This window comes from Variovorax paradoxus, assembly GCF_024734665.1.
Taxonomy (GTDB): Bacteria; Pseudomonadota; Gammaproteobacteria; order Burkholderiales; family Burkholderiaceae_C; genus Variovorax.
Genome location: NZ_CP102931.1, coordinates 6,017,160 through 6,041,024 on the forward strand (window position 1 = coordinate 6,017,160; position 23,865 = coordinate 6,041,024).

The window sequence follows — 23,865 nt, forward strand, 5'->3', positions numbered from 1 at the left end:
ATTTAATTAATTAGCCGCCCGACGGCGTCACCGTCTGCAATTTGTATCCTTGCCCGAATACAGATCGCAGCATCAATCCGTTTACCGGCTCCAGATTCAATTTCCTGCGAATCTTGAAAACACACACATCCAGTGCACGAGAGCGCAAATTGACTATGTCCCGCCACAGAAGGGTATGCAACCGCTCCCTGCTCATCAGGCAATCCCGGTTACGGAACAATTCGAGGGCGAGGTCGTACTCGCGGGGCTGCAGGCGCAATTCATGCCCTTCATGGAAAACCTTGCGTTCGCCAATCTGAAAGCGGTAGCCCCGATAAACCAGGAGCTCATTTCCTGCCGTCCTCGGAGCAGCAAGGGCGGCCCGATTCAGCAAGCGCTGCGCCTTCGATTTGATTTCCTCCAGATTGAATGGAGGAAGAACAAAATCGAAATTCTTTTCACCGGGAAATTGACCGCTGATGCGCTGCAATGCATCTGCGCCGTCTGCATTGGTCGCAAACAGCACTGGTGCGTCGGTCAGGCCGCGAATGGCCTGCAACCAATGGATGTCGGCCCCCGAAGGCAAGGTCAGAAGCACCAGCCCGAAGCGCTGGCCCGCATGCAGCGCATTCGCGAAGTTGCCCAGCAGATCGAATGTGGCAAGGGGCGGCGCAGTCGATTGATGTTGCTGCGCGAGCAGATCAACTGCCGTTTGCACCATGGAGCACCTCCATGAGCAAGAACGTTTCTTCCGGGGATAGGCCGAGGGCATCGGGCACCCTGGCCTTCGCGATTGCACCGACCGCGCTCCACTCGCATGCTTGCAGGCGCAAGCCGTGAGCGCAGGACTCTGACGAAATCATTCCAACCTCTCCGTTCAACGATGAATGTTGCGGAGAGGCGTCTCGCCGCACTCCGCTATGACCTTTTGGGCAGCGGAATGTATCGGCTCACAATCACATTAGACAATGACGATTAAAGACACTTAATGACCGTCGTTAGCAAGCCAGGAAGCTTAAAAAATGCGAACTTTCGCCTCACGCCATGCAGGAAATCGCGCTTTCAGCTCGGCACCCAGAAAAGATGCACATGCGCGGCCTCGTTTGCCACTTGTTAATGACGGAAACTGGCAATAAATGCCTATCCGAGGCAATGAAAACGTTTTCTTTTTCGCATCGAAAACTTCACACTTTCAGCGCGGGCGCCTCGAAACTTGCCGCATCGGGCGCTTCCTGGTCTTGATGCCCGAGGTCCAGCGGCAATGTCAGGCGAAACACTGTGCCTTCGCCGTCGCTGGCAACCAGCGTGACGTCGCCACCGTGCTGGAGGGCGATGGTGCGTGAAATGTGCAGCCCAAGCCCCGAGCCGGGCACGTGGGCAGATCCGGCTCCTCTGAAATAGCGTTCGAACAGGCTGCTTCTTTCGGACTCCGGAATCGGCGCTCCCTTGTTCGAAACGGTCACGCTGAAGGAGCCCGCGCCCGCATCGCACCGAACGTCGACCGCCGAATCCGCCGGCGAGTATTTCAAGGCGTTCCGGACCAGATTCCGGATTGCCATTTCAATCCGCGTCTGGTCTCCCCTGCATATCGCCCGGCCCTGCGCCACGCTGATACTCAATCGGGCGTTGTCCTCAGGCAGCCCGATGCTGCGGATGTTCTCGATCACGTCCCAGAGATCGAAGCTCTGGGCGACGGGCCTCGAGCCGACCTCCAGCGCGTCGTCCAGCAGAATGTTCTCGATAAGTGCGGCGAGCCGGCGGATCGCCTTGCGGATCTTCCCGACGCTGCGCTTCACCCGGTCGTCCTGCCCGGACGGAGACAGCTCCAGCGCGTGCGCCACCGCGTCGACAATGGCCAGCGGCGTGCGGAACTCGTGTGAGACGATGGCCACGAACTCGCGCTGGCGGACTCTCTCTTCCAGCGCCTGCTTGGCGACCTTCATCGAGTCGAAGGCGCGCTTGCGCTGGGCTCTCAGCTTCAGCTCCGCCTGCCTGGAACGGCTGGCCACCGCGAAGTTGAGCAACGCAAGGTTCGCCAGCTGCGAGAACGGGATCAGGGTTTCCAGAATGAACGATTGGTCCACCTGCACATAGCCCAGGAGCACCAGCGAGAAGAAGAGCCACGACAGGTCCACCACGCCGAAGACCACCGCCGCAAGAAGGTACTGGCGAGCGCCACGGCCGACAACGATCCACACGACGAATGCAAGGTTGAAAAGCGCGACGGCTATTTCGAGATGCACCGCCGACTGGATGATGTTGCCGATGCCCCCCCAGAGGGAAAACGGAATCATCGCGGCGAAGGCGGCCGCTGCCAGGTACACGAACCGCGCCGCCCAGACCGAGTACTGGCCATAGTTGAAGAACCGGCACGCGAACACGGCCGCAATCGACATCAGCGCGCACGACGTCACATCGACAAAGCGGTCGGCGCGCAGCGGGTCATCGGGGAAGAACAGCGAGCTCGAATACCCCTGCATGGCAACAATTGCGACCAGCATGGCCACCAGGAACAGCGCGTAGATCGGATAGATGCTGCTTCGCAGCCACGCCCAGAAAATCAGGTTCATGAAGACCATGACGCAGATCGCTCCCGCAAACGCGGAAAAGAATATCGTCCGGTTGATTTCCGATTTTTCGAGGGTCGATTTCTGCCAGGCATTCAGATCGAAAACGGTCGGCCCATGCGTTTTTATTCGCAGGTAATAGGTTCTGGGCGAAGAATCCAGGGCCACCGGAAAAGCCAGCACGCTGGTCTGTATGGCCCGGCTTGCAAATGGATGCCTGTCTCCCAATTGATGAAGGGATATTTTTCCAGCCGGATCCTGGCTGTACACCCTCACATCGTCGACCCAGGTCGGAAATATCTGCACGACCCAGTCGGACGTTGCACCGGGCTCTTGCTGCAATGAGAAACGGATCCAGAAAATGTCGTCCGAGTGCTTCTGGAGATAACGGACATCCCTGGGTATAAACTTTATGCCTCCATCTGTCGATAAGATGTCCTCGATGTTGATATTCCCGGATGCATCCCGGAATATTTCCGCTTCCCCAGCCAACGAAATCGGCCCTTCCTGCCCTTTGCTTTCCTGCAGAACAAGAGCTTCCGCGCCCTGAGAAAACAGCCAAAGCAATACTGCGAAAAAAAGAACAAGGCAGGGTTTTGTTTTCATGCTATTGATATATCCGGCTTACCTTCGACGCCCAGCACTCTCGATCCCGAAAAACCGAAGAGAGGCGCACCATGACCACAAGACCCGACACCGATAAAAAAATAGTCGTCTATCTGATCGAAGACGAAGAAGACCTTCAGGAAGCGCTTGTCTACAGCCTCAACCAGCTGGGCTTCGTAGCCTCGGGATTCTCGACGGCCTCCGAGTTCTACCGGGCCTATGCCGTCAGCCGCTGCGACATCGTCGTCATCGACATCGAACTGCCGGACGAGAACGGATTTTCGATTGCCCAGCACCTGCGTTCCGCGAGCAACGTCGGCATCGTGTTCGCTACCGCGCGCGGCGAACTCAACGACCGCGTTCGCGGCTTGCGCGGCGGCGCCGACGCCTATTTCGTGAAGCCGGTGCATGCCGAAGAGCTCGCGGCCACGCTCGAAGGTGTCTACCGGCGCATCAAGGCATCGAAGAGCAGCGCCGAACGGGCGCAACCACCGGCTGCCCCGCGCGGCACGGGACGCTGGACGCTCAAGGAAGGCGACTGGATCCTCTGCGACCCCGACGGGCGGGCGCTTCGCCTGACCATGTCGGAGCGGGCCATCGTGGCTTGCCTCTTCAAGCAGCGCAACAAGCCCGTCGACCGCTCGCAGCTCGCCACCGCGCTCGGCGGTGATCTCGAGAATTTCGACCTTCAGCGCGTGGACGCGGTGGTCAGCCGCCTGCGGCGCAAGGCGCTTGCGGCGGGCATGTCGCTGCCGCTGCACGCCGTCAGGGGCACCGGCTACCAATTCCAGGCCTGAGGTGCGTACGGTGCGCTACTTGAACTCGTCCACTGTCACGCCCAGCTTGCGCACCTTGTCGTGCAGTGTCTGGCGCGCAATGCCCAGCGCGGCGGCCGTGGCCGGCTGGTCGCCGTGCTGGCGGCGCAGTTCCTCGACGATCACCGCGCGTTCGAACGACTCCACCTGCTGAGGCAACCCGCGCGGCAAGGCGGGCACGCCTTCGGCGCTGTTGCCGCCGCGCGTCTGCGTCAGGCGCTCGCCGAGCAGGCCCAGCACGAAGCGGTCGGCCACGTTGCGCAGCTCGCGCACGTTGCCGGGCCAGGCGTAGGCCATCAGGTCGGCCAGCTGCGCGTTGCTCAGCAGCGGCGCGGGGCGCTCGTAGCGGCTCGCGGCCTGCAGGGTGAAGTGTTCGAACAGCAGTGGAATATCTTCGCGCCGCTCACGCAGCGGCGGCAGCTCGATGAAGGCCACGCCCAAGCGGTAGTACAGGTCGGCCCTGAACTTCTGCTGGTCGCTCATGGCCTTCAGGTCGTCCTTGCTCGCGGCCACCACGCGGCAGTCGAATGGAATGGTCTTGTTGGAGCCGATGCGCTCGATGCTTCGCTCCTGCAGCGCGCGCAGCAGCTTGATCTGCACCGCCATCGGCATGCTCTCGATCTCGTCGAGGAACAGCGTGCCGCCGCTGGCGTATTCGAACTTGCCCACGCGCATGCGACTGGCGCCGGTGAAGGCGCCGGCCTCGTGGCCGAACAGCTCGCTCTCGGCCAGCGACTCGGGCAGGCCGCCGCAATTGAGCGGCACGAAATGCTGCCGGCGGCGCGCGCTGTGGTCGTGCAGGCAGCGCGCGACCAGCTCCTTGCCGGTGCCGGTCTCGCCGTACACCAGCACGTCGGCTGAAGTCTCGGCCAGCGTCTTCACGGTCTGGCGCACTTGCTGCATCTGCGCCGAACGGCCGATCAGCACCGACTGGATGCCCTGCCAGTTCTCCAGCGCGTCGCGCAGCGCGCGCACCTGCAGGCTGAGCTGCCGGCGCTCGATGGCATGGCGCACGATGGCCACCAGCCGTTCGGAGCTGAAAGGCTTTTCGATGAAGTCGTAGGCGCCCTCGCGCATGGCCTGCACGGCCATTGCGATGTGGCCGTGGCCGGTGACCAGGATCACGGGCAGTTCGGCATCGACGTTGCGCAGCTCGGGCAGCCACTCGGTGCCGCTCAGTCCCGGCAGGCGCACGTCGCTGATGACGACGGCCGGCACGCCAAAGCCGATGTGCGGCCGCGCGCGCTCGACGCTCGCGAAGGATTCGACCTCGAAACCGGCCAGGGTCAGCACCTGGGTCGTGCTGATGCGGACGTCTTCGTCGTCCTCGACCAGCAGCACCCGGATGGCAGGGGCTTCGCTCACTTGGGGGTCACTCCTGTTGTGCAATGGAAAGGGGGGAATGGGATGGGACAGGCGGGGTGTGGATCACGGCAATGGCGGCAGGCAGGTCGATGACGAAGCATGCCCCGCCGCTGTCCAAGTTGGCCGCGCGCAGCGAGCCGTCCATGGACCGCACCAATTGTGCCGAGATCACGAGCCCCAGGCCCAGCCCCGAGCCCGCGGCCTTGCCGGTGACGAAGGGTTCAAACAGGCGCGGCAGGATGTCGGGGCGAATGCCCGAGCCGGTGTCTGTCACCGACAGGAGCACTCGCCCCTCCTTCGGCCGCGCCTCCAGGCGCAGCGTGCGGACCGGCGCGTCCTGCATGGCGTCGATGGCGTTGCGCATCAGGTTCGCGAGCACGCTGCCCAGGGCTGCGTCTTCCGCCATGACGCTCAGCGCCGGGGGTTGCACGTCGACCTCGATGGTCACGCGTTGCTTCTTCGAGGCCTCGGCGACGATCACCTGCGCGTCGGCGATGGCATGCGACAGCTGCACTGGCGCCAGCGGCAGCTCGCCCTTGTAGGCGAAGGTTCGCAGCTGCGAGGTCAGGCGCGCAAGCCGGTCGACCATGCCGCGGATGCGCTCGAGGTTGCCGCGCACGTCGTCCAGGCGGCTCTTGTCGAGCAGGATGGTGGCGCTTTCAGACAGCGTGCGCATGGCCGTGAGCGGCTGGTTGAGTTCGTGCACCACGCCGGCCGACATCTGGCCCAGCGCGGCCATCTTGCCGGCATGCACCAGCTCGCCCTGTGCGGCGCGCAGCTGCGCGGTGCGCGCCACCACGGTCGATTCGAGCGTGTCGTGCGCCGCCTGCAGCGCCGCCTGGTTGGCCAGCTTCTGGCGTACCGCGCGGCGGCGCTGCCACAGCGCGACGGCCACTAGCAGCAGCACCGCCATCGCGAGGCTGGCAGTAATGGCCGCATTGCGCGCCGCCACGCGCAGCGGTGCCAGGTCGTCGAGCACCACCAGCTGCCACGGCGCGCCACGCAGGGTGCGGGCCGAGGCAAGCTGGTCCACGCCGTCGAGCGAGATCACCTGCACATCGCGATCGAGCGCCTCCTTTTGCGTCCACTGCAGCGGCTGCAGGGTGGCCTCGCCGTAGGGGCGCGAGCGCAGCACCTCGGCGCGCTGCAGCGCATCGAGCGGCAGCAGCGGACGGAACTTGATGTCGTCGCGCGTGGAAAGAATGACCACGCCGCGCTGGTCGATCAGCGCCACGTCGCCCGGCAGCTTGCGCCAGGCGCGCTCGGTCTCTTCGAGGTTGATCTTGACGGCCACCACGCCGCGCGCGGACTGGCCGCGGCGCAACGCATACGAAAGGTAGTAGCCCGGCCGCTTGCTGGTGATGCCCACGCCGTAGAAGCGGCCCCTGCCCTGCCCCAGCGCATCGATCACGTAGGGCCGGAACGACAGGTCTTGCCCGACGGTGGTGCCGGGCTTGTCCCAGTCGGATGCGGCCAGCGAGGTGCCGGCGGCGTCGAGCACATAGAGCATCTCGGCGCCGGCCGTGGCGTTGACGCCGTCGAGGTAGCGGTTGACCACGTCGCGCAGCCGCGTGTCGGTCGGCGTGCCGAGCAACGCCGGCACGACGGGCGTCATCTCAAGCAGCGCGGGGAGGTAGTCGAAGCGGGCCAGGTCGGCGTCGAGCCCGGTCGCGAGCATGTCGAGCCGGTGCTCGGCCGCCTCGCGCAGGCGCGCCAGGCCGGCCTGCATGGCGATCTGGTGGCCTGCGAAGGCGGCCACGGCCACCAGGGCCAGTGCGCCGCACCAGCGCGGCAGGCCGCGCCATCCCCTGGCATTGTCGGTAGGTCCATCGAAACGCCGGGCCGGCTCCCTTGAAATCATGGGAGCGTTATTGCACAAGGCCGGGCCGTCCGCATCGGTGGCAGCCCGATGGCCCTGCGCCGCCCCGCTTTCGCGGGGCCGGTAAGGAAGGCGTCAGGCCTGTCGTGCCGGGCTGGCGGGCATGTGCGCCTCGGTGGCATCGAGCACGCGCTCGGGCTCGTCGGCTTCCACCGTGCTTTCCTGGTCCAGGTGCTGGTGCATGCGCACGGTGTCGAGGTCACCGGTCCACTTGGCGACCACGATGGTGGCCACGCCGTTGCCGATCAGGTTAGTCAGCGCACGGGCTTCCGACATGAAGCGGTCGATGCCCAGGATGAGCGCGAGCCCCGCCACCGGCACATGGCCCACCGCAGACAGCGTGGCCGCCAGCACGATGAAGCCGCTGCCCGTGACGCCCGCCGCGCCCTTCGAAGTGAGCAGCAGCACGGCCAGCAGCGTGAGCTGCTGCGTCAGCGACATGTCGGTGTTGGTCGCCTGCGCGATGAACACGGCCGCCATCGTCAGGTAGATCGAGGTGCCATCGAGGTTGAACGAGTAGCCCGTGGGCACCACCAGCCCGACCACCGACTTCTTCGCGCCCAGGTTCTCCAGCTTGGCCATCATGCGCGGCAGCACCGACTCGCTCGACGAGGTGCCCAACACGATCAGCAGCTCTTCCTTGATGTACTTGATGAACTTCCAGATGCTGAAGCCGTGGAACCTTGCTATGAGCCCCAGCACCACGAAGATGAAGAACAGGCAGGTGGCATAGAAGGTGGCCATCAGCTGGCCCAGCTGCAGCAGCGAGCTCACGCCGTACTTGCCGATGGTGAAGGCCATGGCACCGAAGGCGCCGATGGGCGCGACCTTCATGATGTAGCCGACGATCACGAAGAGCACGTGCGAGCCCTTCTCGATCACATCGAACACCAGCGTGCCGCGGCCGCCGAACTTGTGCAGCGCAAAGCCGAACATCACCGCGATCAGCAGCACCTGCAGGATCTCGCCCTTGGCAAAGGCATCGACCACCGTGTTAGGAATGATGTTGAGCAGGAAGTCGGTGGTGCTCTGCATCTTGCCCGGGCCGGTGTAGGCCGCAATGCTCTTGGTGTCGAGCTGGCTCACGTCGACGTTCATGCCCGCGCCCGGCTTCACGATGTTGATGATGACGAGGCCCACCACCAGCGCGATGCTGCTCACGACCTCGAAGTACAGCAGCGCCAGGCCGCCGGTCTTGCCGACCTTCTTCATGTCTTCCATGCCGGCGATGCCCACCACCACCGTGCAGAAGATGATCGGCGCGATGATCATCTTGATCAGCTTGATGAAGCCGTCGCCCAGCGGCTTCATCGAAGCGCCGGTGTCAGGATAGAAATGCCCCAGCAACACCCCGAGCACGATGGCCGTGATGACCTGGAAATACAGGGATTTGTAGAAGGGCTTGGGTGCGGTGGTGTGTTCCACGGGGTGGCTCATCGGGTTGTCTCCAATTTCGTGGCCAGGCTCCGCAGCGGGGCGCGCGGCCGGCCCCGTGGTTGAGCAATCGACATGCCACGGGCCGCACGAGGCGAGACGCGCGCTAAGTCCTTGATTTGATGAGCCTTTTGGTGAGCACGCGAACCGCGACCCGCCGACGATCCGGATGGCGCGGGCAACGCCCGTCCGATCCACCGGATCAACGCCTCGGGGAAAACCCTAGCCCTCATTCAACGATGTCAGACTTGCCGCATGAACGACAACGCCCAGCCGGCAGCGGCCACGGACAGCGCCTCCAAGCGCATCGCACTCACGGTGGCGGCCGCCTTCTTCATGGAGACGCTGGACGCCACCATCATCGTTACCGCGCTGCCGGCCATCGGAGCCGGCTTCGGCATGGGCGCGCTGGACGCGAGCCTGGGCGTCACGGTCTACCTGATCGCGATGGCGGCGCTGGTGCCGGCGGCGGGCTGGTGCGCCGGGCGCTTCGGGGCGCGGCGGGTGTTTGCGCTCGCGGTTGGCACCTTCACCGTGGCCTCGCTCGCCTGCGGGCTGGCGCCCACCTTCGAGGTGTTCGTTGCGGCGCGTGTGCTGCAGGGGGCGGCGGCGGCCTTCATGTCGCCGGTGGGGCGGCTCGTGGTGCTGCGCGAGACGCCGAAGCACCGGCTGATAGAGGCCATCGGCACCATCACCTGGCCGGGGCTCATTGCGCCGGTGATCGGCCCGCCGCTGGGCGGGCTCATCGCAACGCATGCCTCGTGGCGCTGGATCTTCCTGCTGAACGTGCCGCTGGGCCTCGTGGGCCTGTGGCTGATCATGCGGCTGTTCCCCCGCCGCACCGACGTGGCCCCGACGCGCTTCGACGCAGTCGGCTTCGTGCTCACCGCCGTTGCGCTGGCCGCGCTCGTCGAAGGCCTCACGCGCCTGGGCGGGCAGCAGCCGGGCTCGGCCGCCACCCTCGGCCTGCTGGCAGCCGGCGCCGTGGCCGCAGCCGCCGCGGTGCGCCATGCGCGACGCACCACAGCGCCCCTGCTCGACCTGCGCGCGCTGGCGGTGCCGACCTATGCGCTGGCCACCGCGACGGCCGGTTTTGTCTCGCGCATCGCCATCAACGCCTCGCCTTTCCTGCTGCCACTGATGTTCCAGATCGGCTTCGGCATGAACGCGTTTCAGGCGGGCTCAATGCTGCTGGTGTACATGGGCGGCAACCTCGTGATGAAGAGCGCCACCACGGCGGTGCTGCGGCGCTTCGGCTTTCGCAATGTGCTGACGGTGAACGGTGCGATCTGCGCCGCCACGCTGTTCGGCTGCGGGCTGCTGTCGCCGGGCGATCCGTTGCCGTGGGTGTGCGTGCTGCTCTTCATCGCGGGCATGGCGCGCTCGATGAACTTCACGGCCATCAACACGCTGGCCTTTGCCGACGTGCCCGACGAATCCCGCGCCGGCGCGAGCACGCTTGGCACGATGCTGCAGCAGGTTTCGCTCGCGCTCGGCGTGGCGCTGGGCGCGATGGTGCTCGGCGCTTCGAAGGCGCTGCGCGGCGCGCCGGCGGTGCAACTCGCGGATTTCCATCACGCCTGGTACGTGGTCGGCCTGCTGATGGCCATCGCGACACTGATGACGCTACGGCTCGACCGCCATGCGGGCATGGCAGTGTCGCGACGGCCGTGAGAACATCGTTCGCCCTGCTGTTTCTCTTTCGGAGATTTCTTCCATGCCACTGCACATTGGCATCGTCGGCTGCTCGGCCGAAGGCGCTGCGCTCTGCTATCGCACGCTGTGCGTCGAAGGCGCGCAGCACATGGGCCAGGCCCACGCGCACCCCGAAGTTTCAATGCACACGCACTCGCTCGCCGCGTACGTGGACTGCCTCGATCGCGGCGACATCGACGGCGTCGCGCAACTGATGCTGTCGTCGGCGGGCAAGCTCGCGGCGGCTGGCGCTGATTTTCTGATCTGCCCCGACAACACGATCCACCAGGCGATGCATCGGGTGCTGCCGCAGTCGCCGCTGCCGTGGCTCCACATCGCCGAGGTGGTTGCAGCTGCGGCAGTGTCGCGGGGCTTTCGCCGAGTGGGCGTTCTGGGCACGCGCTGGCTGGTCGACAGCGAGGTCTACCCGCAGGCGCTGTCGGCCGCCGGACTGGAAGCCGTGCGGCCTGATGCCGATGAGCGTGCAATGCTCGGCCGCATCATCATGGACGAACTGGTGCGCGGCGTGGTCCGGCCCGAGTCAACCGCGGTGCTGCAGCAGATGATCGAAGGCCTGAAGGCGCGCGGCTGCGACGCTGTGGCGCTGGGCTGCACCGAACTGCCATTGGTGCTGAACGACTGCAACTCGGCGCTTCCGACACTCGACTCGACACGCCTGCTGGCGCGCGCGGCACTGCGACGCGCAACGGCCGGCTGAGCCCCCCGCCTATTTGCGCACCTTGTCGATCTCGGCCATCAGCTCTTTCACGGTGGCCTCGCCGACCGAGGCCGAGTACTTGTCGATGACCGGCTTCACCTTCGTGCGCAGTTTCGCCATCTCTTCGGGCGGCAGCTCCGACACGGTCATGCCCGCCTTCTTCAATGCGTCGAGCGCGCTGTCGGCGGCGCCGCGCGAGGCCTCGCGCTGGAACGCGGTCGATTCGGCCGACGCCTCGGTGATGATCTTTTTCTCTTCCGCGCTCATGCCGTCCCAGGTCTTCTTGCTGATCAACAGCGCCTGCGGGTTGTAGATGTGCCGGGTCTGGGTGATGTACTTCTGCACCTCGGCGAACTTGGACGACAGGATGGTGGTGTTCGGGTTCTCCTGCCCGTCGACCGCCTTCTGGTCGAGGGCCGGATACAGCTCGGGAAACGGCAGCGGGGTGGCGTTCGCGCCCAGCGCACCGAACAGATCGATGTAGATCGGCGACTGGATCACGCGGATCTTCAGCCCCGCGATGTCGTCCGCCTTCACGATCGGCCGCTTGCTGTTGGTGAGGTTGCGAAAGCCCAGGTCCCAGTAGCCCAGGCCGTGCAGGCCCTTGTCTTCCAGCCTGGCCATCAGCTTCTGGCCGAAGGGTCCGTCGGTGACCGCATCGGCCTCCTTGCCGCTGTTGAACAGGAACGGAAAGTCGTAGGCCGCGAACTCCTTGACCTGCGCCGAGAGGATGCCCGCGTTCAGCACCGTGAGTTCGACCGTGCCGCCCTGCAGCGCCGACACGGTCTGAAGATCGCCGCCGAGCGCGCCGCCCGCGAACAGCTTGACGGTGATCTTGCCGCCCGACTTGGCGGCCACGAGGTCGGCGAACTTCTGCGCGCCCTGCGCCTGCGGATGGCCGGTCTGGTTCTGGAACGCGAACTTGAGCGTTCGCTCCTTGACCTGCGCACCGGCGCCGCACATGGCGAACAACGCGACAGCGGCAACCAGCAGTTTCAGCATCGAAGGCTTCTTCATGGCAATGTCTCCTTGTATGTATATGTCTATCCGTGGAACAACCTGGCCGGCCCCGTCACCAGCCACGGGAACAGCACCATCAGGAACATGACGGCGAACTCGGCGATCATGAAAGGCACCACGCCGCGCGTGACGTCGTCCATCGAGATCTTTCCGACGCCGGCCACCACGTTGAGGACCGTACCCACCGGCGGCGTGACCAGGCCGATCGAGTTGTTGATGATGAAGAGCACGCCGAAGTAGACCGGGTCGATGCCCGCAGCTTTCACGATGGGCATCAGCACGGGCGTGAGGATCAGGATGGTCGGCGTCATGTCCATCGCGGTGCCCACGATCATCACCAGCACCATGATCGCGATCATCAGCAGGATCTGATTGCCCATGAAGGGCTGCAGCAGCCCCACCACCTTCGAAGGCAGGTCGGCCACCGTGATGAGCCATGCGCTCACCATGGCCGCGGCGATCAGGAACATCACGATGGCACTGGTCTTGGCCGCACCCACGAACACCGCGTAGAGATCCTTCCAGCTCAGCTCGCGATAGACCACGATCGACACGAAAAGCGCATAGACGGCGGCCACCACGGCCGCCTCGGTCGGCGTGAACACGCCCATGCGCAAGCCCACGAGAATGATCACCGGCAGCATCAGCGCCCACAGCGCCTTGCGAAATGCGGTGAAGATTTCGGCGCCCGACTTGCGAGGCGGAGGCACGATCTTCTCGCGCCGCACCAGCCACGCCCAGGTGATCCACAGCGCGCCGCCGATCAGCAGGCCCGGCACGATGGCCGCGAGAAACAGCTTGGAGATCGAGACGTTGGCCGCCACGCCGAAGATCACGAGCCCGATGCTCGGCGGGATCACCGGGCCGATCACGCCGGTGGCCGCGATGAGCCCGCCCGCGCGCGCCTTGTCATGGCCCGCCTTGACCATCATCGGCAGCAGCAGCGCCGTCAGCGCGGCCGCGTCGGCCACGGCCGACCCCGAGAGCGCGGAGAGCAGGCAACCCGCCATGATGGTCACGTAGCCAAGGCCGCCTTTCACATGGCCGACCAGCGCGAGCGCGAAGTCGACGATGCGCTTGGAGAGGCCGCCCACGTTCATGATCTCGCCGGCCAGCATGAAGAACGGAACGGCCAGCAGCGGAAAGCTGTCGGCGCCGCCGATCACGTTCTGCGCGAGGATCTGCGCGTCGAACAGATCAAGGTGCCACATCAGCGCGACGCCGCTGGCCAGCAGCGAGAACGCGATGGGAATGCCCATCGCCATGGCCAGGAGCAGCGAGCCCACGAAGACGACGATGGTCACTTGCGTGCTCCCTGTTGTGCATCGCCTTGCGCGGCGCTGTCTTGCGAACCGAGGATCTGCTGCAGCTGTACCGCTTCTTCGGACTCCTGCACCATCACCAGGTCGCTCTCGGCAATGCGCCCGGTGAGCAGGCGCAGCAGGTCGAGCATGAGGATGAACGCGGCCAGCACCGAGAACACCACGCCTGACATGTACACCACCGCCATCGAGGCGCCGGTGACCGGCGCGGTCACGTCCCAGTTGATGCGCGTCTGCGCCGTGCTGCCCTGGAACAGCAGCCACACGATGTAGAGCATCACCACGTGCCCCACCGCGAGGCAGATCTTCTTGCCGATGGGTGGCAGCTTCTGCACCACCATGTCGACGCCCAGGTGGCCGTGCTCCTTCAGCGCGACGACCGCACCGAGAAAAGTCATCCAGATGAAGAGCCAGCGCGAGACTTCCTCGGACAGGGTAATGCCCGAATTGAAGCCGTAGCGCAGCACCACGTTGCCGAAGACCAGCACGACCATGACCGCAAGCGCGGCTGCGATCAGGGCTTCGATGCCGGCGCAGCACCGGTCGATCCATCGATTCATGGGCGTGTTCCCTGCTCAGGCCGGCGCGGCCTGCCTGTGCATCTCGACCAGTGCGCGCAACGCGGCCAGGTACGACTGCGGACCCAGGCCCTGGACCGTGCCCTTCACGGCCGGCGAGATGATCGAATGCGCACGCCATGTCTCGCGCGCGGCGATGTTGGACATGTGCACCTCGATGATCGGGAACGGCATGGCCTTGATCGCGTCGTGCAGCGGCACACCGTGCTGCGTCAGGCCGGCCGGGTTGACCAGCGCACCCTGAGCCTCGTCGATGTGGGTGTGCAAAAAGTCGATCAGGTCGCCTTCGTGGTTCGACTGGAGGATGTCCAGCGTCACGCCGAGTTCGGTGGCGAGCAGCTGCAGCTGCGCATTGATTTCGGTCAACGTGGTCTTGCCGTAGATGTGGGGTTCGCGGCGGCCGAACAGGTTGAGATTGGGGCCGTGCAGGACGAGGATCTTCATGGGGCGCCTTCGGTCGGAGGTCTTACTGCTTGCGGATGCGCGCGAGTTCGTCGGTGTAGAGCTTGACGATGGCGGGGTCATAGCTCGCGGCGAAACGCTCGGTGACAGGCTTGGCAATCTGCCGCATGCGGGCCTGCTCGGCGGGCGCGAGCTCGTTGAACTGCGCACCCTTGGCCTGCAAGTCACCTACTGCGCGCTGCGCGGCGGCGCGGCTCACCTGGCGCTGGTAGCCGCGCGCTTCGTCGGCGGCCTCGCGCATCATCTTCTGCTCGGCGGGGCTCAGCGAGTCCCAGAACTTCTTGCTGACCAGCACGATGTTGGCCGCATACACATGGTTCGTGGCGCTCACGAACTTCTGCACCTCGTAGAACTTGTTCGACAGGATCACCGCGTACGGGTTCTCCTGGCCATCGACCGCCTTCGACTCGAGCGCGCCGTACAGCTCGGCGAAAGGCATCGGCACCGGGTTGGCCTTGAAAGCCTTGAAGGTTTCGAGGAACACGGGGTTCGGAATGACGCGGATCTTCAGGCCTTCGAGGTCTTCATGCCTGGTGATGGGCCGCTTGCTGTTGGTGACGTTGCGAAAGCCCAGGTCCCAGTAGCCCAGCGCCACCAGCCCCTTCTCCGGCAGCTTCGCGATCAACGCCTGGCCCAGCGGGCCGTCGAGCAGCGCATCGGCCTGCGCGAAGCTGCCCACCGCGAACGGGAAGTCGACAAGGCCGAACTCCTTGACGATGCCCGCGAGCGACGTGGTGGCCGGTGCCGACATCTGCTGCACACCGCCCTGCAGCGCCGACTGCTGCTGCATCTCGTTGCCCAGCTGCGAGGCCGGGAACTCCTGCACCTTCATCTTGCCGCCGCTCTTGGCCGCGAGCAGCTCGGCAAAACGCTTCACGCCGAAGCTCACGGGGTGGTCGGCGTTGTTGAGGTGGCCGAAGCGGATCACACGGTCCTGCACGCCCTGCGCGAACGCGGGAATGGCCAGGGCGAGGGTCAGGCCGGCCGCTGCCAGCTGGCGATGAAGCGTTCTCAAGATGTGATCTCCAACTGTGTGAAGGTGCAAGGGCGGCGCGATCTTAGGACGGAATTGGAAAATATTTCCACTAGTGAAAACACTTGGCAAAAGCGCTAGAGTGACGTCATGACAGCCATACTCGAACGCAGCTTCAAGGTCCTCGAACACCTGGCCGGCCACCCCGAAGGCCGCGCGCTGTCGGCACTGTCGGCCGAGCTGGAAATGCCGCTGAGCGCCACGCACCGCCTGCTGACCGAGCTCATCCGCTGCGGCTATGTGCGGCAGGACCAGAGCCACGGCGACTACATGCTCACGATCAAGCTGGTGTCGCTGGGCCTGAGCTTCCTCAGCAACAGCGGCATCGTCGACGTGGCGCAGCCGCTGCTCGACCGGCTCGCCGCCGAATCGGGCGAACTGGTGCGGCTGGCGGTGGTCGACGGCGACGAGCTCACCTTCGTCGCCAAGGCGCAGGGTGCAACGCGCGGCCTGCGCTACGACCCGGACATGGGCCTTTCGGTGAACCTCTCCTGCAGTTCCGCCGGCCACGCCTGGCTGTCGACGATGACGGACGAGCAGGCGCTGCAACTCGTGGCCAAGCAGGGCTTCGGCAAGCCCGAGGACTACGGCCCGAAGGCGCCAACCACCGTGAAAGCGCTGCTGGCGTATCTGCGCGCGGCACGCAAGCGCGGCTTCGCGATGATCAGCGAGGTGTTCGCGCCGGCAATGACGGCCATGGCCGCGCCGGTGCGCATCGGCAACGGCGCGGTGATCGGCGTCATCACCATCGCAGGGCCGCTGGTGCGACTGACCGAGGAACGCATGCTCGAACTGGGACCGGTGCTGCTGGCGTCGGCCGATGATGTGGCGCAGGCCAGCGGAGCGTCCGCGATGTTCAAGCGAAGGGCCTGACCGGACATCGCGCAGCGGCCGTGGCGCTTATCTATTCAGAATGGAGCCTCCTCGACAAACCAAGGAGACATCCATGCACGACATCGCCGCGATCCAGAAACTGCTGGACACGATCTTCCCCGGCCTGATGGGCGTACGGCTCACCGAGCTCGCACCCGACCGCGTGGTCGCGCAGATGGAGGTGCGGCAAGACCTGTGCACCGCTGGCGGCATCCTGCACGGCGGCGCCCACATGGCCTTCGCCGACACGCTGGGTGCGGTCGGCACCATCGCCAACCTGCCCGAAGGCAAGCGCACGACGACCACAGATTCGAGCACCAAGTTCATCGCGGGCGCGCGCCTCGGCACTACCGTCACGGGCACCTGCATGGCGCTGCATCGCGGGCGCACGACGCATGTGTGGCAAACCTCGGTCACCAATGCCGACGGCAAGCTGTGCGCGGTCGTCACGCAGACGCAGCTGGTGCTGGAGTAGCCTAGCGAGCGCCTGTCCCGGCGAGGGCCTGCCCCGGCGCCTCTGGCCGACAGCGCCACGGGCATTGCGATGGCGCGAGAGACGGCGTCGGCTGACGTATCCGCGCGCGCAACGGCGCCAGCATCGCCCCGCACTGGAGAACAAGCCCATGGAACGACTCTTCGACTCCTTCGCCAACACCTTCGCGCGCATGGCCGGCAGCCCGGCGGCCTTTCTGATCTGTGTGGCCGTTGTCGTGGCCTGGGCGGTTTCGGGGCCGTTCTTCGGCTTTTCGGAGACATGGCAACTCGTGATCAACACGGGCACCACCATCGTCACCTTCCTGATGGTCTTCCTCATTCAGAACACCCAGAACCGCGATGGTGTGGCCTTGCAGACCAAGCTGGACGAACTGATCCGCTCCTCCAACGCGGAGGATGACTTCATCGGCATCGAGAAACTCACGGACAGGGAGTTGATTGCGCTGCACGAGCGCTGCGAGGCGGCTGCCAAGAAAAGCCAGGAGACGCTGGAGAAAGCCCAGACCGAGCGCAAACGCCGCGGCCACCATGACCACCGCGTGGACCGAGGCAGCAACGCCCGCTCAATCGATCCATAGCTGCCGGCAAGCGGCCATATCCAATATGGTGATGAGCTGCTTGTTGCGCCGTATCAGGCACGCATGGCCAGATCCGCTCGCCCGTTCACGCGCACGCTCCCTCATTCCGTCGAAGAACCCGCTGCGGCGCCCGACGCAGCGCCACCGTCACACTCTCTTCAGCACAACCCCGAATCATGCGCGCTGCAAGCAGGCGACGACATCGAAAACATTCGCGACGTGCACTGCGCATATGCATGCCTCGAGAAGCTTATCTTTCCACAGCAGGTGAATGATTGCGAAGAGGTCTATCCAACCCGCTCCGAACTCGGCGCGTTGATCCGCCTCGTCAATGAGGAACTGCAGCGGCCCATCGAAGCCGCGGACGGCACGATCAACTCCTTGCGTGGCGCCCTGCTACGCGAACAGGTGCCGCAATGACGCCGATTTGCTAGCGCAAAAGCAAAAAGGCGCTACAACCTCGAAAGTTGTAGCGCCTTGCGGAATATGGTGGCCTGGGGCGGAATCGAACCACCGACACGCGGATTTTCAATCCGCTGCTCTACCAACTGAGCTACCGGGCCATTGCATTTGTGTGCAGCCCTAAATTATACAGCGCTTCTGCGCCCTCTTGAAAGATCGACGCCAAGTTGTTTGAGCTTGCGGTACAGATGGGTGCGTTCGAGACCGGTTTTCTCGGCGACGCGGGTCATCGAACCGTTCTCCATCGCGAGGTGAAACTCGAAGTACGCCTTCTCGAAACCATCGCGCGCATCGCGCAGCGGGCGGTCGAGGTCGAAGCTCTGCGTCGATTGCGGGCCGGCGTCGACCACGGGCACGGAAGCGAGCGAGGCCATCAGCAGGCTGTCGCCTGTCGTCGTGATAGCGGCCGCCTGGTTGCCGGTGACCGGCGCGGGCACCACGCCTGCCGCGGCGCGGCGTGCGCTCTCGCGCGCCAGGCCCTGCTCCACTGCCTTGAGCAGCTTCTGCATGGTGATGGGCTTTTCGAGGAAGGCGAAGGCGCCGATGCGCGTGGCGTCGACTGCGGTGTCGATAGTGGCGTGGCCGCTCATCATGATGACGGGCATGCTCAGCAGGCCCGCGGTGGACCACTCCTTGAGCAGCGTGACGCCGTCGGTGTCGGGCATCCAGATGTCGAGCAGCACGAGATCGGGCCGTGCGCGCTGGCGCGCAGCGCGGGCTTCGGCGGCGTTTTCCGCGAGCTCCACGTTGTGGCCTTCGTCATTGAGAATTTCGAAGAGCAGGTCCCGGATGCCCAGCTCGTCATCGACCACGAGAATGTTTGCCATGAGTGCTGCTTGTTGTTTGCGCTGGTGTCTGCAATGTATTGAGGGTCCGCTGGCCCATCCATCGCCTGTGCGACGACGGAGATTCGTGCGGCTCAGGCGGCGGAAGACTTCGAATCTTCGGTGTGAGCGACCGCTGCCCGCGGCTCGCCTGCCAGCGCGAATGATAGCGAGACTTGTGCCCCTGCTACAGCCCCATCGACGACGCGGTTGGAAAGCTCGATGCGCGCACCGTGCTCGTCCGCGATTTTCTTCACGACCGCAAGGCCCAAACCAGTACCTTTTGTTTTCGTGGTTACGTAGGGCTCGAAGGCGCGCTTCAAAATATTTTCGGCAAAACCCGGGCCGCTGTCCTGCACCGTCAGGCGCACGCGCTGCCCCGAATCGCCTAGCCGCGTGCGGATGACGACCTCACCGGCCTTGCCCGTGCCGCTGGCGGCAGCTTCGGCGGCGTCCTGCGCGTTCTGCAACAGGTTGTGTATGACCTGGCGGATCTGCTGTGCGTCGCCGCGGATGGGCGGGCAGCGCTCGTCGAGTTCTGAGCGCAGCGTGATCGGCAGGCTCTCGGCGTTGTAGAGCTGGAGCACGTCGGTCAGCAAGGCGTTGAGGTCCACCGGCTTGAGGTCGGCCGCGGGCAGGCGCGCGTAGTCGCGGAACTCGTTCACCAGCCGCTTCATCGCATCGACCTGGTCGACGATGGTCTTCACCGACTTCACGAGCACGGCCTGTTCGGGCGGCGGGACCTTGCCCGAGAGCTTCATCTCGAGCCGCTCGGCCGAGAGCTGGATAGGCGTGAGCGGGTTCTTGATCTCGTGCGCGAGGCGGCGCGCCACTTCGCCCCAGGCCTGTGCGCGCTGGGCCGAGACGATTTCGGAGATGTCGTCGAACACCAGCAGCCGCGCGGCTCCGGGCAGCTCCGCGCCCCGCGCGACTATGTTGATGGCGCCGTCCTGCTGCGGCAGGTCGGTGCCGGAAGCGTGCAGCTCGAAAGCGTGCTGCCAGTGGTCGAGGCCGTGCTGCATGCGCTCGACAAGAAAATCGTCGAACTGTTGCTGCACCTTGGCGCCGAACTCGGCCAGGCCCGGTACATCGACGAGCGCCCGGCCTTCGTAGGCCGCGAGCGGTGCGCGCAGCACGCGGGTCGCGCCCGGATTGGTGGACAGCACAGTGCCCTTGGCGTCGAGCACGATCACGCCCGATGTCAGGTTGTCCAGAATGGTCTGCAGGTTGGCGCGCGCGGCGTCGAGCTGGCCCATGGTCTTCTCGACCGCGCCGCGGGCGTCGGCCAGCTGCTGCGTCATGACGGCGAACGAGCGCGTGAGGCCGCCGAGTTCGTCCTTGCCCTGCAGCACGGCGGTGGGCCGCAGGTCGCCGGCCGCCACCTGGCGCACGCCGTCTGCCAGCACGAGCAGCGGCCGCGCAAGCTGATTGCCGAACAGCACGGCCAGCAGCACCGCACCGAACACGGCGAGGAACAGGCTCAGCGTGAGCGTGCCGATGTACATGCGGCGCAGGCCCTCGCGCGCGAGCGCCCGCTCCTGGTATTCGCGGTTGGCCTCCTGCACAGCCAGCGCGTTGGCGACCACGGCCGGCGGCAGCGGCCGCGTGACCTGCAGATAGCGCGGCGCGGTGTCGAAGTCGAAGCCCGGCCTCTGCACCATGGCGAGCGCGCGCACGCTCGCCACCGGCGGGGTCGCGCCCGGCGCGGCGGTTTCGTCCAGCCCCTCGACGTGCGCGACGGCGCGCTCGGGGCGGACCTGGCGGAACTGCTGCACGGTTGGCCGCTCGGGGTTCAGCTGGAAGCGCGAGGAGCCAGCGCTGGCCACCAGTTGCCCGTTGCCGGCCCAGAGGATCACGTCGGTGGCTTCGAGCTGGTCGCGGATGCGTTCCAGCACCAGGCCCGCGCTCGTGTCGGGCACTTGCGCCAGCTGCGCGCTGGCGCCGCGCGTCTTGGCGGCGAGGTCGTCGGACAGCGAGTCGAGCGTGGCGCGCCCCAGGTTGAGGCCGGCATCGAGCGCGCCCTCGACCTTGACGTCGAACCAGCTCTCGATGGAGCGTGCGACGAACTGGTAAGACACCACGTAGACCAGCGCCCCGGGCACCACGCCCACCAGCGCGAAGATGGCCGCCAGCTTGATGAGCAGCCGGCTGCCGAACTTGCCCTGCCGCAGCCGCCGCAGCAGGCGGAAGGCAACCCAGCCGATCACCAGCACCAGCAGCACCGCCACCACGACGTTGATGCCGAACAGGCGCACGTAGTAGCGCTCGTACAGCGCGCGGTTGTTGGTGGCCTGCGCCAGCAGGAACATCAGCACCAGGCCGATGGCCGTGACCAACGCGGCACCGACACCGATGGCCCAGCGCGTGGCCCGCGCGCGGCGCGCGGCCGGCGTGGCCGCTGCGCCGCTGCGCCCCGAAGTGCTCACTTCTGCTTCTCCAGCGGAAGCTTGGCCGTGCGTTCAGCGGCGATGTTCCAGTCGGCCTGCCCCACCACGCCGATCTGGAACGGGCGCGGCAGCTGCGAGGTGTCGAGCCGGAAGCGGAAAGTAACCTGGTGCTGCGGGTCGTCGCCGATCTCGGCCAGGTCGCCCAGCCGCAGGCGGCCGATGCGCTTGATGGCGTCGAGCGCGTCGCCGAGGGTGTCGAAGTTCTGGTTCAGCGAGATGCCCAGGCCGGCCGCGCCGGTCATCGGCGCCGCCGACACATTGAGCCGCCAGCGACGCGTGAGCGGCTGGTAGGCCAGCCGCATGTGGCGCGCAACTTGGGCGACCTTGCGGTCGGTCCAGTACCAGCGTTCCTGGTAGAGCTCGGCCTCGGCCACGAAATAGATGGCGATGCCCTTGTCGAGCACTTCCTCCACCAGCGAGGGCAGCTCGAACTGCACGGCAGCGCTGAAGTAGACGCCGTCGTCGGCCTGCTCGAGACGCATCTGGGTGATCGACGTGCCGTTGCGGCCCTGGGCGGCCGCCGGGGCTGGCAGCAGCAAGACCATCGACATTGCCCAGGCCCAGAGCAGGACGGCCAGCAAGGCCGGCCAGCGCCGTTCAGTGCGGGCGCTTCTCAAGCAGGGCGTAGAAGAAACCGTCGTGGTCACCAGAGGGATTGTCCGGGACGCCACGGGCATTCGACCCGCTTTGGGGCAGCAAATGGCCCGGCGATGGCAGCAATCGTGCGTCGGTGTTGTGTACAAGAAACGCATCAATTTGTTGCGAACCCTCTTCGCGGAACACGGAGCAGGTGCAGTAAAGAAGCCGGCCGCCGGGCCGCACCAGCGGCCAGAGCGCGGCCAGGAGGGCGGCCTGCTGGGCTGCGAGCTGGGCCGTATCGCTTTCGCGGCGCAGCCAGCGCACATCGGGATGGCGCCGCACGATGCCCGATGCGGTGCATGGCGCGTCGAGCAGGATGGCGTCGAAGGGTGTGCCGTCCCACCATTGGTCCGGACGCCCCGCGTCGGCGACGAGCACCTTGGCACTGAGGCCGATGCGGGCCAGGGTTTCGTCGATGCGGCGGCTGCGGACGGCATCGACTTCCAGGGCGGTCACGTCGATGGCCCCGGGGGCAGCCATTTCGAGCAGGTGCGCGGTCTTGCCACCGGGGGCGGCGCAGGCATCGAGCACGCGCAGCGGCGCCGCAGCACCCGGCTTCGTCGGCAAGAGGCCTTCGAGCAGCAGCGGTGCGGCCATCTGCGCGGCGGAGTCCTGCACCGAGCTGGCGCCATCGGCAAAACCGGGCAGCTGCTGCACGGGACGTGCGCGCGTCAGCTGCAGGCCGCTGAGGCCCACGCGTGTCGCACCGAGACCGACGGCTTCAAGCTCCGCCAGATAGGAAGCCACGGTCGATTTCTGGGCGTTGACCCGCAGCGTCATCGGCGCCTGCGCGTTGTCGGCGGCCAGCACCCGCTGCCAGTCGCGCGGATGGTCGCGCTTGAGGCGCTCGATCCACCAGCGCGGGTGGTTCCATTGCGCGACGGGTTCTGTGTCGGTGGCGGCCACGAGCTCGTCGCGCTCACGCAAAAAGCGCCGCAGACAGGCGTTGATGAAGCTGGCCTGCGCCCGCGTGGCCGGGTTGCGCTTGGCAGCCTCGACGGCCTGGTCGACCAGCGTGAAAGGTTCGTAGGGTGCACGTTCGCTGTCCCAGGCCAGCGCCAGCGCGGTGCACAGCAGGGCATCGGGCAGCGGCGGCGGCGTGCGCTTGGCCAGGTGACGGCGCAAGGCCTCGGCGCGGCCGAGCCAGCGCAGCACCTGGAAGCCGAGCGCCTGCACGCCGGGGCGCAGCGAAGGCTCGACCGCCTCGAAGGCAACCGAGCCCGAGGTGCCGGCGCGAATCGACGCCAGCGCCACCGCGGTCAGTTGCAGTTGGCGCCAGAGCGGGGGCTGCAGCGACGGCGCACCGTTGTTGCTGCCGGAGGAAGGATCGGAAGGTAGTTCTGACAAGTTGGGGCGATGGTAACGGGCGACCGTAAAGCCGGACGCCGCGCAATGGAAAGAAGAAAGAACCGCGCCGGGCGCCGAACTCAGAGCAGCGGAGCCGCCGGACGCAGACGCACGGCCCATGCCACCAGCAGCGCCGGAAACTGCGCGATCGCAGCGTTGTAGTGCCCCACCGCCTGGTTGAACTGGCTGCGCGCGATCTCCGCCGCGGCCGAAGGCTCGGGCCATGCGATCGGCTCGATGGCGCTGGGCACCGTGGCCTCGGTCCCGGGCTGCAGTTGCGCCGGCCGCGACAGCGTGCCATCGGCGTCGAACACCGTCACATCGTCCGGGTGCTGGCGCCGCCACGCATTGATCCACACCTGCAGCGCGGTAGCCAGCGCGGCCATGACGCCAGTGTCCAACGGGTGCAGCCGGGTCGCGCCGAGCAGGGTCGCGAGCTGGGTGGTCGCAGCCTGCAATGGCGCGATGGATGACAGCGATTCACCCGTTGGCGACGCTTCCACTGGTGGGGCAGCGGTGATGCTGGCCTGCACGAAATCGAGCTGCTTGCCCAGGGCCGCATCGAGCAGGCCGTAGGCCTGCAGCACGGCCGCGCGCAAACGCACCAGCCGGTTATAGGCACCGACAAACCAGAACAGCAGGACCGCGATCACGATCCAGCTGGTCAGCGATTCGGGCAATACGCTCATCGACGACAACGCCTCATCATTGAAAACACAAAGAAAAA

General features: G+C 65.8%; 22 protein-coding genes and 1 tRNA gene. 7 read left to right on the plus strand and 16 right to left on the minus strand.

The genetic code is table 11. The features are described 5' to 3' along the window. Nucleotides 1–10 precede the first annotated feature (10 nt). Nucleotides 11–700, minus strand: coding sequence for a winged helix-turn-helix domain-containing protein (locus NWF24_RS28265; RefSeq protein ID WP_258351430.1), 690 nt, complete (start codon nt 698–700; stop codon nt 11–13). A 463-nt stretch (nt 701–1,163) separates the two neighbouring features. Then, entirely contained in the window at nt 1,164–3,152 is a 1,989-nt protein-coding gene (locus NWF24_RS28270; protein WP_258351431.1) for a sensor histidine kinase, read from the minus strand. A gap of 71 nt (nt 3,153–3,223) precedes the next feature. Here NWF24_RS28270 and NWF24_RS28275 point away from each other — a divergent pair, with 71 nt between their 5' ends. After that, nucleotides 3,224–3,949 (plus strand): response regulator transcription factor, encoded by a 726-nt coding sequence (locus NWF24_RS28275; protein ID WP_258351432.1) that lies wholly within the window; start codon nt 3,224–3,226, stop codon nt 3,947–3,949. Between the two features lie 15 nt (nt 3,950–3,964). Here NWF24_RS28275 and NWF24_RS28280 read toward each other — a convergent pair whose 3' ends face one another. From NWF24_RS28280 to NWF24_RS28290, 3 genes are all read right to left on the minus strand, one after another. Then, nucleotides 3,965–5,332 carry a sigma-54-dependent transcriptional regulator gene (locus tag NWF24_RS28280; protein ID WP_258351433.1) on the minus strand — a complete coding sequence of 456 codons (1,368 nt, stop codon included), beginning with the start codon at nt 5,330–5,332 and terminating at the stop codon, nt 3,965–3,967. A 7-nt stretch (nt 5,333–5,339) separates the two neighbouring features. Then, complete coding sequence (locus tag NWF24_RS28285; protein WP_258351434.1) at nt 5,340–7,193, minus strand: sensor histidine kinase; 1,854 nt, start codon at nt 7,191–7,193, stop codon at nt 5,340–5,342. 93 nt (nt 7,194–7,286) lie between these two features. Next, entirely contained in the window at nt 7,287–8,648 is a 1,362-nt protein-coding gene (locus NWF24_RS28290; protein WP_258351435.1) for a dicarboxylate/amino acid:cation symporter, read from the minus strand. 252 nt (nt 8,649–8,900) lie between these two features. Here NWF24_RS28290 and NWF24_RS28295 point away from each other — a divergent pair, with 252 nt between their 5' ends. Continuing rightward, on the plus strand, nt 8,901–10,319 hold the full coding sequence (locus tag NWF24_RS28295) for an MFS transporter (protein WP_258351436.1): 1,419 nt from the start codon (nt 8,901–8,903) through the stop codon (nt 10,317–10,319). Nucleotides 10,320–10,362: 43 nt separating this feature from the next. Continuing rightward, nucleotides 10,363–11,058: an aspartate/glutamate racemase family protein gene (locus NWF24_RS28300; protein ID WP_258351437.1), complete on the plus strand. Its 696-nt coding sequence runs from the start codon at nt 10,363–10,365 to the stop codon at nt 11,056–11,058. Between the two features lie 9 nt (nt 11,059–11,067). On the opposite strand, the gene NWF24_RS28305 is transcribed toward NWF24_RS28300, so the two are convergent. From NWF24_RS28305 to NWF24_RS28325, 5 genes are read right to left on the minus strand one after another with little or no spacing between them, the layout of a single operon-like run. Next, a complete protein-coding gene (locus NWF24_RS28305; protein WP_258351438.1) occupies nt 11,068–12,075 on the minus strand; it encodes a TRAP transporter substrate-binding protein in 1,008 nt (335 codons plus the stop codon). A 26-nt stretch (nt 12,076–12,101) separates the two neighbouring features. Further along, nucleotides 12,102–13,382: a TRAP transporter large permease gene (locus NWF24_RS28310; protein ID WP_097200277.1), complete on the minus strand. Its 1,281-nt coding sequence runs from the start codon at nt 13,380–13,382 to the stop codon at nt 12,102–12,104. Continuing rightward, on the minus strand, nt 13,379–13,960 hold the full coding sequence (locus NWF24_RS28315) for a TRAP transporter small permease (RefSeq protein WP_258351439.1): 582 nt from the start codon (nt 13,958–13,960) through the stop codon (nt 13,379–13,381). The genes NWF24_RS28310 and NWF24_RS28315 overlap by 4 nt, the downstream gene beginning before the upstream one ends. 15 nt (nt 13,961–13,975) lie before the next feature. Then, entirely contained in the window at nt 13,976–14,422 is a 447-nt protein-coding gene (locus tag NWF24_RS28320) for a type II 3-dehydroquinate dehydratase (RefSeq protein WP_258351440.1), read from the minus strand. 22 nt (nt 14,423–14,444) lie between these two features. Next, the gene (locus NWF24_RS28325; protein ID WP_258351441.1) at nt 14,445–15,455 is read right to left on the minus strand and encodes a TRAP transporter substrate-binding protein; all 1,011 of its coding nucleotides are present in this window, start codon (nt 15,453–15,455) and stop codon (nt 14,445–14,447) included. 108 nt (nt 15,456–15,563) lie between these two features. Between NWF24_RS28325 and NWF24_RS28330 the strand changes: the two genes are divergently transcribed. The 4 genes from NWF24_RS28330 to NWF24_RS28345 all read left to right on the plus strand — a co-directional run bounded on the left by NWF24_RS28330 (nt 15,564) and on the right by NWF24_RS28345 (nt 17,839). Beyond that, nucleotides 15,564–16,346 (plus strand): IclR family transcriptional regulator, encoded by a 783-nt coding sequence (locus NWF24_RS28330; RefSeq protein ID WP_258351442.1) that lies wholly within the window; start codon nt 15,564–15,566, stop codon nt 16,344–16,346. A 73-nt stretch (nt 16,347–16,419) separates the two neighbouring features. Beyond that, on the plus strand, nt 16,420–16,821 hold the full coding sequence (locus NWF24_RS28335; RefSeq protein ID WP_258351443.1) for a PaaI family thioesterase: 402 nt from the start codon (nt 16,420–16,422) through the stop codon (nt 16,819–16,821). A 148-nt stretch (nt 16,822–16,969) separates the two neighbouring features. Continuing rightward, on the plus strand, nt 16,970–17,419 hold the full coding sequence (locus NWF24_RS28340) for a low affinity iron permease family protein (RefSeq protein ID WP_258351444.1): 450 nt from the start codon (nt 16,970–16,972) through the stop codon (nt 17,417–17,419). A gap of 63 nt (nt 17,420–17,482) precedes the next feature. After that, complete coding sequence (locus NWF24_RS28345) at nt 17,483–17,839, plus strand: hypothetical protein (RefSeq protein WP_258351445.1); 357 nt, start codon at nt 17,483–17,485, stop codon at nt 17,837–17,839. Between the two features lie 67 nt (nt 17,840–17,906). Here the strand turns inward: NWF24_RS28345 and NWF24_RS28350 are convergent. The 6 genes from NWF24_RS28350 to NWF24_RS28375 all read right to left on the minus strand — a co-directional run bounded on the left by NWF24_RS28350 (nt 17,907) and on the right by NWF24_RS28375 (nt 23,827). Further along, nucleotides 17,907–17,982: transfer RNA gene (locus tag NWF24_RS28350), tRNA-Phe, on the minus strand. A 24-nt stretch (nt 17,983–18,006) separates the two neighbouring features. Next, the gene (locus NWF24_RS28355; protein WP_093057187.1) at nt 18,007–18,708 is read right to left on the minus strand and encodes a response regulator; all 702 of its coding nucleotides are present in this window, start codon (nt 18,706–18,708) and stop codon (nt 18,007–18,009) included. 92 nt (nt 18,709–18,800) lie between these two features. Further along, a complete protein-coding gene (locus NWF24_RS28360) occupies nt 18,801–21,131 on the minus strand; it encodes a sensor histidine kinase (RefSeq protein ID WP_258351446.1) in 2,331 nt (776 codons plus the stop codon). Beyond that, entirely contained in the window at nt 21,128–21,703 is a 576-nt protein-coding gene (locus NWF24_RS28365) for a DUF4390 domain-containing protein (RefSeq protein WP_375338491.1), read from the minus strand. The genes NWF24_RS28360 and NWF24_RS28365 overlap by 4 nt, the downstream gene beginning before the upstream one ends. A gap of 46 nt (nt 21,704–21,749) precedes the next feature. Then, a complete protein-coding gene (rsmB, locus tag NWF24_RS28370) occupies nt 21,750–23,138 on the minus strand; it encodes a 16S rRNA (cytosine(967)-C(5))-methyltransferase RsmB (protein ID WP_375338423.1) in 1,389 nt (462 codons plus the stop codon). Between the two features lie 80 nt (nt 23,139–23,218). After that, a complete protein-coding gene (locus NWF24_RS28375) occupies nt 23,219–23,827 on the minus strand; it encodes a lema family protein (protein ID WP_093057184.1) in 609 nt (202 codons plus the stop codon). Nucleotides 23,828–23,865: the final 38 nt, after the last annotated feature.